The following is a 13,621-nucleotide window of genomic DNA, read 5'->3' as shown; positions in this document are numbered from 1 at the left end:
CCCCGCCATTGGACATGGCGCGATCACCGACCAGCAGCAGCAAGCAGTAGTGCTCACTCGGCTGGCCGCAGTGGTGGCCACGGATCCCGACCGCGCCGAAGCCTCGATCGCAGCGGCATTGCGGGGGCGCAATCGGTGATCGGCATCCCGGCAGTCTCGATCGCAGAGTCAGTACGCAGACGGAGCAAACGCTCTCTGGCGCCGGCCTGGTCAATTGCGAGGTGGGAGGTCCCGCTTCCAGCTCTACCCGTTGTCGAACCGTCTGTCCTGCGTGCAATCGCATCCGAAGTGGCCGGCGAGCACAAGTTCTGATTTCTCCGCCCGGCGGCGAATGCGCGGTGCTCTGCTACGCACGGAGGTGATGACGATGATCAGCGGAAGGCGTCCGCGTGGGCCGTGACCCACTGTTCGAACGTGCGCGGCGCGCGGCCGACGACCTCTTGCACTGTCGGGCGGACAATGGATTCGTCGATGGCCCCGTTGACGTAGAAGTCGAAGAAGGCGTCCACGTACTCGAGGGGAGTGGTTCGAAGCATCTCGGCCCGCGCCTCCTCGTCGCTGAGGCCCTGACAGGTGAGGTCGCGGCCGATCACCCCGGCCAGAATCGCGACCTGCTCAGCGGGTGTTAGGGGCTCCGGCCCTGTGGGCCAGAGGATTTCGCCGTGATGACTATTTGCGCGCAGCACGGCGGCGGCTACCGCGCCGATGTCCTGCGGATCCAGAGCGGCCGTGCGCACCTGGGGGAACGAAGCGCGGATCACATCTCCGTCGCGCAGTTGGGGCAGCCAGCGCAGGGCATTGGAGGCAAAGGCGCAGGGCCGCAGAATGGTCCAAGCCGCGGCGTATTCGGTGACTTCCTGCTCGGAGGCCATCATGTACCGGGTGATCGCATTGGAAGTGTCGCCGGTACCCGCGGAAACACCGGACAGCTGCACGATGTGTTCGACGCCCGCCTTCGCGGCTGCCTGCGCGACCCCCGGATAACCGGGGAGCAGGAACAACGCACGCACCCCGTCGAAATTCAGGGTCTCGGGTGACGTCAGATCACCCGCCACCGCTTCCACCCCTGGAGGCACAACGGCATTCCCGGAATCGCGCATCAGCGCGCGTACCGGCTCTCCGGAGGCGGCGAGGGCCTGCACAACTTCCGCGCCGACATTGCCGGTCGCTCCTGTCACAAGGATCATTGCGCCGATCCTGCCAGCACCGGGCCGGTTTCGCGCGTGCGTTGCAGCTACCTGCATCGCACTGTGCCACCTCTGCCCGCAACCGGTAGGCCGACCGTGCGCCTATGCCAGGATCGCGACGCCGAACTTCGCCGATGCGGACATCTTCCGAATCCACATCGACGCCAGTTCGTCCACGGGCGTAGATCGGCATGCCACGCCATGCGCCTGCGTCCGGCCTCCGCGCCCGCCCCATAGGGTTGTGACCGACGGTCCGGTCCGTCGAGAGGAGTTGCCGATGGATGCCGAACACTTCCTGCCATTCCGTACGAGCGCGGTGATCTCTCTGTGCGCCGACGAGCTTCCCGACCCGGAACGTGAATCGTTCACCGAGTTCGCGCGGCTGCTGGCGGCGGGGGTGCATCACGAGTTCCACGCGCGTGGGGAGGCGGTGCTCGACGCCTATCATCTGGTCGATCCCGCGGAGGATGAACGAGCCATCCGTGTCGCTACTCCCGAGGACCGGGCGGCGGCACGGACGCGCGTAGAAGCCGAGCTGGTCGCGCTGGCCGAGGCGGCGGATTTCACGCGCATCGATGCCGCCGAGATCGAGCGCGCGTTCGCCGAGCACTCACTGGTGAAAGTGCGGTTGGAGCTCGACGAGGAGGACATCGACACCGCGATGTTCTTCCGGCGCGGGGTGTCACAGCGCACGGAACAAGTCAGGTGGCTGTTCGGTCTACGGCGGCGCAGCGTCGAATTCACCAGCTACGGCAAGGTTCTCGTCTATATCGCGTTCACCGAGCGTCCCGAGGCGGTCGCGGATCGGCCCAACGGCGGTGTGCTGCTGAAGCTGTTCGGGAACGTCCCGAGGAACGACCTCGAGATGCTGTACCCGCGCGTTCGGGTCCGGATGCGGCCACTGGACAAACTGCTGATCGGGGTGCCGGCGGTGGTCTCGGGGATCATCGTGGTCGTCACGAAGCTGGTGGCTTCGCTGGGGCCGCTGGTGCTCTTGCTGGCCTTCTGGCTCGGGCTGCGCGAGGAATCCGTGCGGTTGGATCAGGCCACGTTGCTCACCCTCGGCGCCGGAGTTGCGGCCTTCGGCGGTTACCTGGTGCGCCAGTTCTCCAAGTTCAAGAACCGCAAGATCAAGTTGATGAAGACGCTGTCGGAACACCTCTACTTCCGCAATCTCGACAACGACGCGGGAGTGTTCCACCATCTGCTCGGCGCGGCCGAGGAATCGGAGGCGAAGGAGGCCGTCCTCGCCTATCACTTCCTGCGCACCGCCGACCGGCCGCTCACCGCAGCGGAACTCGATCAGCAGATCGAGGAGTGGTTCCGACGGCAGTGGGGGACAACCTTCGACTTCCGGGTCCGCGACGGGCTTCGCAGGCTCCGAGAGTGGGAAATTCTCGTCGAGGACGAGCACGGCGCGCTGGAGGCGGTACCGCTGACCGAGGCGAAACAGCGGCTGGACAGTCACTGGGACAACCTGTTTCGTATCCAGTCCGAAACAGGCGACACCGCGACTGCGCGCCGAATCGGGGTCGTCTCCGGCTGAGGTGAGTCTTCCAGGAATCGTCCCGCAGCGAGTGCCGCTGCAGTCCGGCGATATCACTGAACTGCCTCTGCTTCCCCCGAATTCGATGGATGATGATCACGATGGATCGCGGGCGGCTGAAAATGTCGAGGATGGTATGGAACTGATCATCGCGGTGACGTCGGACGACATTGATGAACTGCGCTCTCTGGAAGAGGAATGATCGATGTCGACGAGCTGCGCGGTGCGGTTCGACGGCAGGCGGCCCCGCTCGGTGAAGGTGAACTCGGTGCGGTGGAGGAGGTGCTGATCGTCGCGTTGGGCCAAGGTGGTGCCGCAGCTCTGGCCGGCGCATTGGTCACCGCGGTGGTCGCTTGGATACGCACGCGACCCGCATCGCTGGTGGTGAAGATGACCGGCGCGGACGGAACCACGCTGGAAGTGGAAGCCCGCAATCTGCGAGGGCTGCCGCCAGAACAGCTGATGCGGCTTTCCAGCGACTTGGCAACGCGATTGGATCCTGGTCGCGACTCCGGCCGATGATCGACCCGCGCGGACTTGCGGCTGAGGGCGCCCGTGTCCTGCTGGTGGGGACCGGGCGCCACTCGGGAACCGAATTGTCCTCGATTCCCGCGATACCGAGGACGGTGAACGCGTTGGCAGCCGCGCTTGTCGATCGGTGCGGGGTGAATCCGGACGCGGTACGCGTCCTGCACGATCCCGCCGACCCTGCGGAATTCGGCTCGGCTGTCACCGAGGCCGCCAGATTGGCCACCAGCGTGCTGTTCGTCTACTTCACCGGGCACGGTCTGATCGGTCCGGATCGAGAACTGTACCTCGCGACCGCGAGCACCATCAGCCTGGTCGACGAACTGACCTATCGCGCACTGTCCTACGCGACTGTGCGCGATCAGGTGAGCAGGTCGAAAGCTCCCACGACGGTGATCGTACTGGATTGCTGCTTCGCTGGGCGAGCGAGCGGAGCCCCCAGCGCGACCGCCGCTGATCCATTCATCGCTATCGCGGTGCGCGGCACCTACGTGATGTCCGCGGCGGCGCGCAGTGAGGCCGCCTTGGCGAAGCCCGGCGACACGTACACGGGATTCACCGGAGAACTGTTACGGCTGCTCGAGACCGGAGATCCGACGCGTCGTCCATGGTTGAGCCTGGCCGACATCTACGAATGCCTCGACCGGCGGCTGCCGCAGCGCGGATATCCGCGTCCGCGCCAGTTCGCCAGCGACTCGTCGGCTCAGTTCATCCTCGCACCGAACGCCGGTTTTCCGACCGGCGCCGGAAAGGGCGACGACCAGCCGCCGCCTGTGGTGGGGGAGGACGGCACAAGCTGTCCCTATCGCGGATTGGAGCCGTACGAATCCGGCGACGCACGCTTCTTCTTCGGACGCTCGGATGCGATCGACGAGGTAGTCGAGTCCATCGGCCGAAAAGTCGGCGAGGGCGGCCCGCTGGTCGTGCTCGGTCCCTCCGGCTCCGGAAAGTCGTCTCTGCTGCGCGCCGGCGTCGTACCGAGGCTCGGGAAGGGGGTGCTGCCCGGATCGAGCGGCTGGCGGGTGCGGCTGTTCACACCGGATGAGCGGCCGTTGGCGCAGTTGGCCGCAGCGCTGGGGCTCGACGGCAGCACTGAGCAACCCAGCGCCGCCGATCTGGTGGCCGCGGCACGAACCAGCCGAGGCCACGACAGTCGCACCATGTTGGTCGTCGATCAGTTCGAAGAGCTCTTCACCACCTCGGAGGAAGGCGAACGACGGGACTTCATCGTCGCGCTGTGCTCGGCGGCCGCGGGAGAAGGCGCAGGCGGCAACGCGGTGGTCGTCCTCGTGTTGCGCGCCGACTTCTACAGTCACTGCCTCGAGTATCCAGAGCTGGTCACGGCTCTCCGTACGAGCACCAGCCTGGTGGTACCGATGACCGACGCGGAGCTGACCGAGGCGATCGAAAAGCCCGCCGAGGTCGAGGGTTTGGTCGTGCTGCCCGAGCTGGTCGGTGTCGTGTTGCGCGAATTGCGCGCCAACGACACCGAGCTGAACCCCGCGGGCGCCCTGCCCCTGCTGTCCTACGCGCTGATGCTGACGTGGAGCCGCCGCAGCGGAAAGACGCTGACCGTGGCCGGATACGACGCCGAGGGCGGCCTCCGGACAGCGATCAGTCGGCGGGCCGAGCAGATGGCCGCGTTCTCGTCACCGCGGATACGCACGGCAGGTTGCGGATCTGGGATCTCACCGACCCCAGACACGGCAGACCGATCGGTCCGGAGTTCGGCGGGGACGAACAGACCGAGGCGGTGGCACTGAGTTCGGACGGTTCGCGCCTGGTGACAGGGACGGGGAAGGGGACGCTGAGCTACTGGGATCTCAGTGACCTCACCAGTCCGCGGCGGCTCGGCGATCCGGTGCCGGTCGACGCGCCTGTGCAACACCTGGCCCTGCGCTCCGACGACCGCCTGCTGCTGGTCGGGGTAGGCAACGATCCGCCGCGGGTGTTCCAGGTCCCGACGGTCGGGCCGCTACAGATGTCGACCACGATCCCGCTCTCGCTGCAGCGTCCGTACAACGACGTTCTCGATCCGAACCAGGTCACCGGCATTGACATCAGCGCTGATGGCCGGCTGGCGGCGATATGCGCGACAGGGGGCTGCCAACCGTGGGACATATCCGATCCTGTGCGCCCGGCGCCGCTCGGTGATCCTCTTGTGAAAGCATCCGCTGCGGCCTTCAGTCCTGACAATTCGATCTTGGCTGTGCACGCCGGTAATGGCGCTGTCGAGCTCTGGGACGTAACAGGAACGGTACCGAAGCGAACCGGGACCACTCCTGCCGGAGGTGAAGTCGGGGACCTGCTGTTCGCTCCGGATGGACAGCGGCTGGTAGTCCGAGAAACGTGGCAGCGCTCGACACTGTGGACGATGCGACCACTGCAATGGGCGGTGGCGCGACAGGCCGAGTCGGCTGTGGGAGCGTCCGGCAAGGCATTGGCTTCGGCCGGGCCCTGGGTAGCGACGAACGGACCTGCGAATCAGGTTCTCCTGTGGACCACCACCGGAGAACCGCTCGCGACATTGCACACCGGCGCCGAGGGCGGAGTTACCGCGCTCGCAGCCGACGAACGCGGCACACTGCTGGCCATCGGCGGAGGCCGACAACCCGACCGAGCGGTCATCGAGGTCTGGAATGTCGCGGACCCGCGGCATCCGTCGCGCCTGGCGACACCACGCGGCGGAACCCTCCGAACGATCACCGGCCTGACGTTCACGACCGACGGCGCCCGGCTGCTGGTGTCCGACCCCGAGTACGTCGTGGAATGGGACATCAGCACAGCCGAACTCGCCGTGACGATGGGCAACCCTTGGCCGTACTACCATCGGCCGATCGCTGTGAGCCTGCCAGCACGCGCGATGGCGCGCATCAAAGCGACAGACCTGGTGGGCGAAAGTCCCATCGGGGGCCAGATCGAGTTGTGGCCCGCGGACGGGGTCGGCCCTATCGCGGGCAGCGGCGCCTATGAACTGCCCGGTCCTGGTTCCGAAGGGTCGGTTGTGGCGTTCGATCCGGCGGGTCGAACCCTGGCCGTCGGAGGAATAGATGGAACACTGACACTGTGGGAACCGCTACGCGACGATGAATACCGGCGCTACGCGCACCGGCGCAGCCTGCCGGTGCCCGCACACGTCTCTCCCGTCTCAGCGATCGGCTTCGACCCCGCTGGCCGGATCGCGATGACTGCCGGATTCGACGGCACGCTCTCGGCGTGGTTCGTCAGCGACAACGGGCCGCTCCGGCTGGGTGGCTCGATCCAAGCTCACGACGGTGAAATCACCCGCCTCGCGTTCAGCGCGGACAGCCGGACGCTGTACACCATCGGCGCGGACAGCACCCTTCCAGCGCTGGGATCTCAGCCGCCTTGTCGGTCTGCTCGACAACCCGGCTTATCTCGCCTGTCAGCTGGCAGGTGGAGGGATGGATCGCGAAGCCTGGAACACGTTCGTGGTCAACCAGCCATACCGTGATACCTGCGACTGAACAGTTCGAAGCCGCCGACGCGAGGTGTGGGACGTCGCGCGCAGATCGGCCGCGTGCGTCTACCGCTCGGGCTCCAGGGTCAACTGTCCGGGGCCGAGTGCGTCTCCGCATGCCGTGCAGTGCACCTCTGCGACGAACTCGTGGCCGCATGTGTGGTCGAACCGTACGGGGTCCTCGCTCTTCCTGACGTACTCGTGTCCCCATCGTTTGAGGGTGAGAAGCACCGGTGAAAGCGCGCGGCCCGTCTCGGTGAGCCGGTATTCGTAGCGTGGCGGGCGGTCGCTGTACTGCTCGCGGGCGATCACGCCGTGCTCGACCAGTTTCCGCAGTCTCGTGGTGAGGATGTCGCGCGGGGCTCCGGTGTTGCGTGCGATCTCGGTGAAGCGCCGCTGCGCGTAGAAGAGCTCCCGCACGACGAGCAGGCTCCACCGATCGCCGACGACCTCCAGTGCGTCGGCGATCGTGCAGTCCCTGGGGGTGTTCTGCGCGGGTGCTGTCGGCATATCCACATCATCCCCTCAGTGAGTTGCGTTTTCAAACCGACTGGGCCACCATGTCTTCAGTTTGAAATTCCAACCCACTTGGAGGAACGTGTGTCCGCCAACGTCACCGCCATCGAGCGATGGGGCCGCCGATGAGCACCCGGCTGACGACCCCGCTCGGAGAGGTCTCCGCCGAGGCCGCCACCAAGACGACCGCGCTGCTGTGCGTGGCCGCGTTCATGACGATGCTGGACCTGTTCATCGTGAACGTGGCGTTCGAATCGATCGGCCGGACTTATGCCGGATCCTCCTTGGCCGGACTGAGTTGGGTCCTCAACGCCTACATCGTCGTGTACGCCGCGTGTCTGATCCCGGCAGGTGCCCTGTCCGACCGATACGGCCGCAAACAGGGATTCCAGATCGGACTGGCGATGTTCACCATCGCCAGCCTCGGATGCGCGGCCGCGCCCACGTTGGAATTCCTGATCGCCTTCCGGGTCGCCCAGGCGGCCGGCGCGGCGGTGCTGACGCCGGCGAGCCTCGGACTGATTCTCAGCGTCCTACCCGAGGCGCGTCGCACCGGTGCCGTGAAGATCTGGGCCACCACTTCCTCGTTCGCGGGCGCGCTCGGGCCGGTCATCGGAGGCCTGCTGGCCGAGACCTCGTGGCGGTGGGCGTTCCTGCTCAATGTGCCCATCGGCCTCGTCGCGCTCGTGGTGGCCGCCCGTCTGCTCCCCGAGGGCCGGCGGTCGGCGGGCACGCGGATTCCCGACCCGGTGGGCGCGCTCGCGGTCGCGGTCGCGATCGGCGCGCTGTCACTGGGTTTGGTGAAGGCCGAGGAGTGGGGATGGGGCTCGGCGCCGATGCTGCTGGCCGCCGCGGTCACCACAGTCGCCGTGGCGCTGCTCGCCTATCGCGTCCGGACGCATCCGGCGCCGGTCATGGCACCGCGCCTGTTCCAGGTAGCCAGCTTCAGCGTCGCCAACCTCACGACCCTGCTGTTCACCAGCGCCTTCGGCGCCCTGTTCCTCAGCGTGTCATTGTGGATGCAGACGGTCGCCGACTACAGCCCCCTGCAGGCCGGTCTGGCCATTCTCCCCGGACCGTTGACCGTGCCGCTGTTCGCTACCCTTACCCAGCGCTGGGCCGGAAGCGTGCAGCCCAGATTCGTCGTCTCGGTCGGCCTCGCGATCTTCGGACTCGGCTCGCTGCTGCTGGCCGCCCGGGACGCAGGGCACTACGCCACCGATGTCCTGCCCGGTTGGGTCATCACCGGCGTCGGCATCGGAATCGCCATGCCCACGCTCATCGGCGCTGCCACCGCCCACCTCGCCCCGTCGGATGCCGCCACGGGCAGTGCAGTCGTCAACACCGCCCGCCAAGCGGGCTACGCCCTGGGAGTCGCCGGGCTCGTGGCGATCCTGGGCAGCCAGGCCGCCCTATACACCGGTGACGTCTTTCGGCACGGCTGGATTCTCGTCACCGCGCTGGCGCTCGTCAGCGCGACGACCGCGCTCGGGATCCGGCAACACAACAGTCGAGATATCGAGGACAAGTGAGAAAAACAATGACGACACAGCCACATTTGCTCACGGAAGCCACGGACCCCCACGTTCTCTCTCCGGACGAGGCCGCGAGCATCCTCGCGGGCGCCCCGTGGCGACGATTCGGCGTCTTCGGTGACAGCCTCTCGCTCGGCGTCGGCGACGCCACGCCCGGTTACGACGACCTGGGATGGTCGGCTCGGGTGCGACGCGCGCTACGGCAGGTCCGTCCCGACCTTCTCTACCTCAACACGGCGAGGGTCGGCGCGACCACCGCGCAGGCACTCGAGGAGCAGGCCCAGCGGATCGAGGACTTCGGCCCGGACCTGCTGCACCTCAACAGCGGCGCGAACGACATCATGCGACGCGAACCCGACTGGAACCGGATCGAGGACGACCTGCGCGCGATGTACGAGTGGGCCTGCGCGACAGGCGCTCAGTTGACCGTCTTCACACTCGGCCGCGCCTTCGTGATCCCGGCGTTCCCCGACTTCAGCGACCGCGTCGCCCGCCTCAACGGCATCACGCGCACACTGGCGGCCGAGTACGACGCGGCGGTCGCCGACTGCTGGGATCACCCACTCAACGACCGGCCCAACCTGCTCAGCGCAGATCGGATTCACTTCGCCACCACCGGACAGGCGATCATCGCGAGCTTGCTCATCGAGGCGCTCGCGGCGCGCCTGGGCAGACGTGGCGGCTCCGTCGGGTGACAGCGCTCTGGCTCACCGCGCGGACGCGAACGCGACAGTGGGCGCAGCGTCGGTTTCACATCCATCGCCATTGTCGACACCGAGGTTGCGGAGCGATGATTTTGGTCCAGAGATCGTGACGTACGGCGTCCCACAACTTGTCGAGTTCCGGAAGGAGTTCTCGTGCTCGAGCGAGATCCGGAAAGTCGTCGGGGCCGAAGGATGCGATCGTTGTGGCGCCGGATGCGTCATGGACGGCGACGATAGAGATCAGTTGGTCCTGAAACAGCCGCCAGGTCGCAGACAATCCGTCTGCTTCAGTTCGTCGGATATCGTCCATGTCTTGCTTTCGCTTCGTCGACTTCATGCCGAGACGCTGGTGAGCGGTGCAGCGCACCTGTCGGCTGTGCGCTCGCCGCCGAATGCGTGACCGGAGTGAGTGGATCACCCGTAGGCGATCTTTTCCAGCAGATCCAGCGCTTCGTGCACCTTCTTCAGCTCGTCGGACGGCAAGCGCTCCGCAAGAAATCGCGCGAGAGCGTTGTTCACTGACCCCTGTTGCCCGCACACCCAGGCCAAGCCGTCGTCGGTGAGCATCAGGTTCACGCGTCGTCCGTCGATCGGGTCGCGTACGCCGACGATCAAGCCCTGATCTCGCAAACCGTCGACGACGTTGCGCATCGTCTGCGGCCGCAACATCTCCAGGCGAGCCAGATCGACAGCGGCCATGGCTCCGCATCGATGCAGGCGCCCCAGGACCGCCCACTGCGTCGCGGACAATTGACACTCATTCGGATCCCTCCGAATGCGGCGCAGGATTACGGTCAACGCAATGCGCAGGCGCGTCGCCGTGGCGGCCAGTGCTGTGACGTCCGCGGTATCAGCGGCCACCATAACTCCTACTCACCGGTTCGGCAGCGATCCATGGGTGTGATTCGGCCCGCGACAGCGCCTGCCAGGGCTTGGCGATCGACGAGGGTGGCTGGGCCGCCTCAGGGCCGAGCTTGCCGCGCGGCGGTGACGGCTCGTCTGCAAACGCGCCGTTGCGCTCACCTCGAGCCATGTCGTCACCGCCGCGTGCCACTCGAGCTATCCGATAGGCAGACAGAAGGTGTTCTCGGCCGAGCCGAGGGGGATGGGAATACACAATTCCACCGAGCCCGTGACCGGGGTGGCCGCGGAAGCATCCGCCGAGGCCGTGCCGACGCCGAGGGCGGTTGCGGACAGCGCGAATGCGACGACGGCGAGCGGGCGGATAATTCTCGAGTTCATACAGTCATCCTCAGTCGTATTCATAGGGAATTCCCGGGTTCGGGACGGACCGATCAAAACACGAACCAGGGGGCCGTGGCATGTCATTGTCCGGAATTCGGATTTCTGGATCAACTATTCCCGTATCCGTCGTAGATCGTCACAGTATCAGCGGCATCCACCGCTGACTGTGACCCGAATTCACATGATTGTTCTGCCCACCGCTTGTGGCATTTCGTCGTGAGCGCCCGACACGCCACACGAAGGACCTGCAGGACATCCGGCGGTTTCCGGCACCCGCCGTCACATAAAGTTTTTTCTTTGGACGACATTTTTGTCGGTGCCTCGTTGTGACGCCGAGGAAAGCGGTGCAGTTCGAGATGGTGGCGTTCACAAAGATTCTTTTGGTCGGATTTTTGCTGCACTATTGCCGGTACTTTGACCTTGGAAACTCCGCATGCCTCAGAGGCTGCCGGACGCTGATGTCTCGGCACCATCGTCCCGCAGTTGCTTTCGATGCCTGGAGAACATGTTCGACCGACCGCACCGGCCCGTAGGCCTGGTGAAGGAGAATTATGTCCACCGACACCGATGCGCCCTCCACATCGGCCGCCCCGCAGGGAAGTCCCTGGTCCGAAGGGCTTTCATCGATTTCCCGTCGTGATCTGCCCGCCTCGGTCGTGGTGTTTCTTGTCGCCCTGCCGTTGTCGTTGGGCATTGCCATCGCCTCGGATGCCCCTGTTGCCGCCGGCCTGATCGCGGCCGCTGTGGGCGGCATCGTGGTCGGGTTCCTCGGAGGAAGCCCGCTACAGGTCAGCGGGCCCGCGGCCGGCCTCACCGTGGTCGTCGCCGAGACCATCCACCAGTTCGGCTGGACGACAACCTGTTTCATCACCGCTGCGGCGGGACTGCTGCAGATCGTGTTCGGCTTCAGCCGGATCGCGCGTGCCGCGCTGGCGATAGCGCCGGTCGTCGTACATGCAATGCTCGCCGGTATCGGTGTCACCATCGCGCTGCAGCAGGTGCACGTGCTGCTGGGCGGGGCGTCGCGCAGCTCGGCCTCCGAGAACATCACCGAACTCCCCGGCCAGCTGCTGAACGCGCACAGTGACGACTTCGTCATCGGCGTGATCGTCATCGGCATCATCGTCGCCTGGCGCCGGGTGCCCGAAAAGGCTCGCCTGATCCCAGGCCCGCTGGTCGCGGTGCTGGTGGGTACGGCGCTGTCGCTGGTGCTGCCTGGTGATCCGGATCGTATCAAGATCGACAGCTCGCTGTTCGACGCCATCGGCCTGCCCGCCCTACCCAGCGGCAACTGGGGCGGAGTAGTGCTGGCGGTGCTGACGATCGCCTTGATCGCCAGTGTGGAGAGTCTGCTGTCGGCGGTGGCCGTGGACAAGCTGCACACCGGCAAGCGCACCGATTTCGACCGCGAGCTGATGGCTCAGGGCACGGCCAACATGGCCTCCGGCATGCTCGGTGGACTTCCGGTCACGGGCGTGATCGTGCGCAGCTCCACCAACGTGGCCGCCGGTGCGCGCACCCAGGCCTCCGCGGTTCTGCACGGCATCTGGATCCTCGTGTTCTCTATCGCGCTCGTCGGCGTCGTGCAGCAGGTCCCGAAGTCGGCATTGGCCGGGTTGCTCGTCGTGGTGGGCATTCAGCTGGTGAAGCTGGCTCACATCCAACTCGCCCATCGCACCGGCGACCTGGCGGTATACGCGGTGACCATGATCGGTGTGGTGTTCCTGAACCTGCTCGAGGGCGTGCTGATCGGCCTGGCTATGGCGTTCGCGATGCTGCTGTGGCGAGTGGTGAAGGTATCGGTACAGGCCACACCGGTGGAGGGCACCGACCGCTGGATCGTCCGCGTCGAGGGCACGTGCACATTCCTGGCATTGCCGAAGCTGACCAAAAAGCTGGCCACGGTGCCGGCCGGTACCGACGTACTGGTCGAGCTGGCCGTCGACTTCCTCGACCACGCCGGCTACGAGGCCATCCACGATTGGGCACGCCAGCACGAAAGTGCCGGTGGGAATGTGGGATTCGTGGAGATCGGTACCGCCCGCATGGAGCATGCCACGAGCGGACCACCCCGGCGCGGCCGGGCACGCGGGATGCTCGACGAGGTACTCGGCCCGTGGCGCGAGCGCAGCGGCGACGCGGTCGCAGCGGGCGTGGTCGCCTACCATCGCAGCCACGCCCACGTCATACGGCCGCACCTGGACCAGCTGCGTGACCGGCAAGATCCGCACTCGCTGTTCCTCACCTGTGCCGACTCGCGCATCGTGCCCAATGTGATCACCAACAGCGGTCCTGGTGACCTCTTCACCATCCGCAACGTCGGCAATCTGCACCCCGCCGACGGATCGGACGCCTCGATCGAGGCAGCCCTGTCCTTCGCGGTGGACCATCTGACTGTGCGCAACGTGGTGGTGTGCGGCCATTCCTCCTGCGGCGCGATGAAGGCCCTGCTGACCGGCATCTCCACCGGACCGGGACTGGACACCTGGCTCGCCCATGCCCGCCCGAGCCTGGACGCCTACCGTGCCGGGCACCCGGTGCGGGCCGTTGCGGCGGCCGCAGGGTATGACGAAACCGCCCAGCTGAGCATGGTCAACGTCGCCGTTCAGCTCGAGACCTTGCGACGCCACCCGGTGATCCGTCAGGCCGCCGCCACCCGCGGCCTGACGGTATCGGGCCTGTTCTTCGACATTTCCACCGCATGCGTACACGAGGTCACCACCCAGGGCATCAGCGAATTCGCAGACCAGGCCGCCGAACCGGTCATCGTGACCGGTCGGGCGCGAGTTCGCCGACTTATCGGATGAACTCACACCCCATGGTGGTGGCGATGCCCTCCGGACCACACGTCGACCGCCGAATCCCGGCGCACGCCGCCG

The 13,621-nt window shown here is 66.2% G+C and carries 13 protein-coding genes; 8 read left to right on the top strand and 5 right to left on the bottom strand.

Annotation, left to right across the window (positions count from 1 at the left end):
• Nucleotides 1-371: 371 nt before the first annotated feature.
• Nucleotides 372-1,187 carry an NmrA family NAD(P)-binding protein gene (locus tag ON27_RS36895; RefSeq protein WP_043738317.1) on the bottom strand — a complete coding sequence of 272 codons (816 nt, stop codon included), beginning with the start codon at nt 1,185-1,187 and terminating at the stop codon, nt 372-374.
• 277 nt (nt 1,188-1,464) lie between these two features.
• On the opposite strand from ON27_RS36895, the gene ON27_RS36890 reads away from it, so the two are divergent.
• Genes ON27_RS36890 through ON27_RS36875 form a run of 5 tightly spaced genes read left to right on the top strand, consistent with a single transcriptional unit; the run spans nt 1,465 to nt 6,736 of the window.
• Nucleotides 1,465-2,733 carry a TMEM143 family protein gene (locus ON27_RS36890; RefSeq protein ID WP_051047445.1) on the top strand — a complete coding sequence of 423 codons (1,269 nt, stop codon included), beginning with the start codon at nt 1,465-1,467 and terminating at the stop codon, nt 2,731-2,733.
• Nucleotides 2,734-2,764: 31 nt separating this feature from the next.
• The gene (locus ON27_RS43685; RefSeq protein ID WP_157227837.1) at nt 2,765-2,935 is read left to right on the top strand and encodes a hypothetical protein; all 171 of its coding nucleotides are present in this window, start codon (nt 2,765-2,767) and stop codon (nt 2,933-2,935) included.
• Nucleotides 2,932-3,255 carry an effector-associated constant component EACC1 gene (locus ON27_RS36885; RefSeq protein WP_051047444.1) on the top strand — a complete coding sequence of 108 codons (324 nt, stop codon included), beginning with the start codon at nt 2,932-2,934 and terminating at the stop codon, nt 3,253-3,255. Before ON27_RS43685 ends, ON27_RS36885 begins: the two co-directional genes overlap by 4 nt.
• On the top strand, nt 3,252-5,024 hold the full coding sequence (locus ON27_RS36880) for a caspase, EACC1-associated type (protein WP_043738314.1): 1,773 nt from the start codon (nt 3,252-3,254) through the stop codon (nt 5,022-5,024). The genes ON27_RS36885 and ON27_RS36880 overlap by 4 nt, the downstream gene beginning before the upstream one ends.
• Nucleotides 4,934-6,736, top strand: coding sequence for a WD40 repeat domain-containing protein (locus ON27_RS36875; RefSeq protein WP_043738311.1), 1,803 nt, complete (start codon nt 4,934-4,936; stop codon nt 6,734-6,736). The genes ON27_RS36880 and ON27_RS36875 overlap by 91 nt, the downstream gene beginning before the upstream one ends.
• 72 nt (nt 6,737-6,808) lie before the next feature.
• Here ON27_RS36875 and ON27_RS36870 read toward each other — a convergent pair whose 3' ends face one another.
• Nucleotides 6,809-7,252 carry a winged helix-turn-helix transcriptional regulator gene (locus ON27_RS36870; protein WP_043738308.1) on the bottom strand — a complete coding sequence of 148 codons (444 nt, stop codon included), beginning with the start codon at nt 7,250-7,252 and terminating at the stop codon, nt 6,809-6,811.
• Between the two features lie 131 nt (nt 7,253-7,383).
• Here ON27_RS36870 and ON27_RS36865 point away from each other — a divergent pair, with 131 nt between their 5' ends.
• Together ON27_RS36865 and ON27_RS36860 are read left to right on the top strand one after the other, a co-directional pair.
• Nucleotides 7,384-8,790, top strand: coding sequence for an MFS transporter (locus ON27_RS36865; RefSeq protein WP_043738305.1), 1,407 nt, complete (start codon nt 7,384-7,386; stop codon nt 8,788-8,790).
• A gap of 8 nt (nt 8,791-8,798) precedes the next feature.
• A complete protein-coding gene (locus tag ON27_RS36860; protein ID WP_043738302.1) occupies nt 8,799-9,488 on the top strand; it encodes an SGNH/GDSL hydrolase family protein in 690 nt (229 codons plus the stop codon).
• Between the two features lie 55 nt (nt 9,489-9,543).
• Here ON27_RS36860 and ON27_RS43680 read toward each other — a convergent pair whose 3' ends face one another.
• From ON27_RS43680 to ON27_RS36850, 3 genes are all read right to left on the bottom strand, one after another.
• Nucleotides 9,544-9,834: a hypothetical protein gene (locus ON27_RS43680; RefSeq protein WP_157227833.1), complete on the bottom strand. Its 291-nt coding sequence runs from the start codon at nt 9,832-9,834 to the stop codon at nt 9,544-9,546.
• 77 nt (nt 9,835-9,911) lie between these two features.
• Nucleotides 9,912-10,358: a MarR family winged helix-turn-helix transcriptional regulator gene (locus ON27_RS42215; protein WP_157227831.1), complete on the bottom strand. Its 447-nt coding sequence runs from the start codon at nt 10,356-10,358 to the stop codon at nt 9,912-9,914.
• A 198-nt stretch (nt 10,359-10,556) separates the two neighbouring features.
• Complete coding sequence (locus ON27_RS36850; protein WP_043738347.1) at nt 10,557-10,739, bottom strand: hypothetical protein; 183 nt, start codon at nt 10,737-10,739, stop codon at nt 10,557-10,559.
• Between the two features lie 554 nt (nt 10,740-11,293).
• On the opposite strand from ON27_RS36850, the gene ON27_RS36845 reads away from it, so the two are divergent.
• The gene (locus tag ON27_RS36845; RefSeq protein ID WP_051047443.1) at nt 11,294-13,549 is read left to right on the top strand and encodes a SulP family inorganic anion transporter; all 2,256 of its coding nucleotides are present in this window, start codon (nt 11,294-11,296) and stop codon (nt 13,547-13,549) included.
• Nucleotides 13,550-13,621 lie beyond the last annotated feature (72 nt).

The organism is Nocardia asiatica NBRC 100129 (assembly GCF_000308415.1).
Taxonomy (GTDB): Bacteria; Actinomycetota; Actinomycetes; order Mycobacteriales; family Mycobacteriaceae; genus Nocardia; species Nocardia asiatica.
This window is presented reverse-complemented; position numbering and strand designations above follow the sequence as displayed.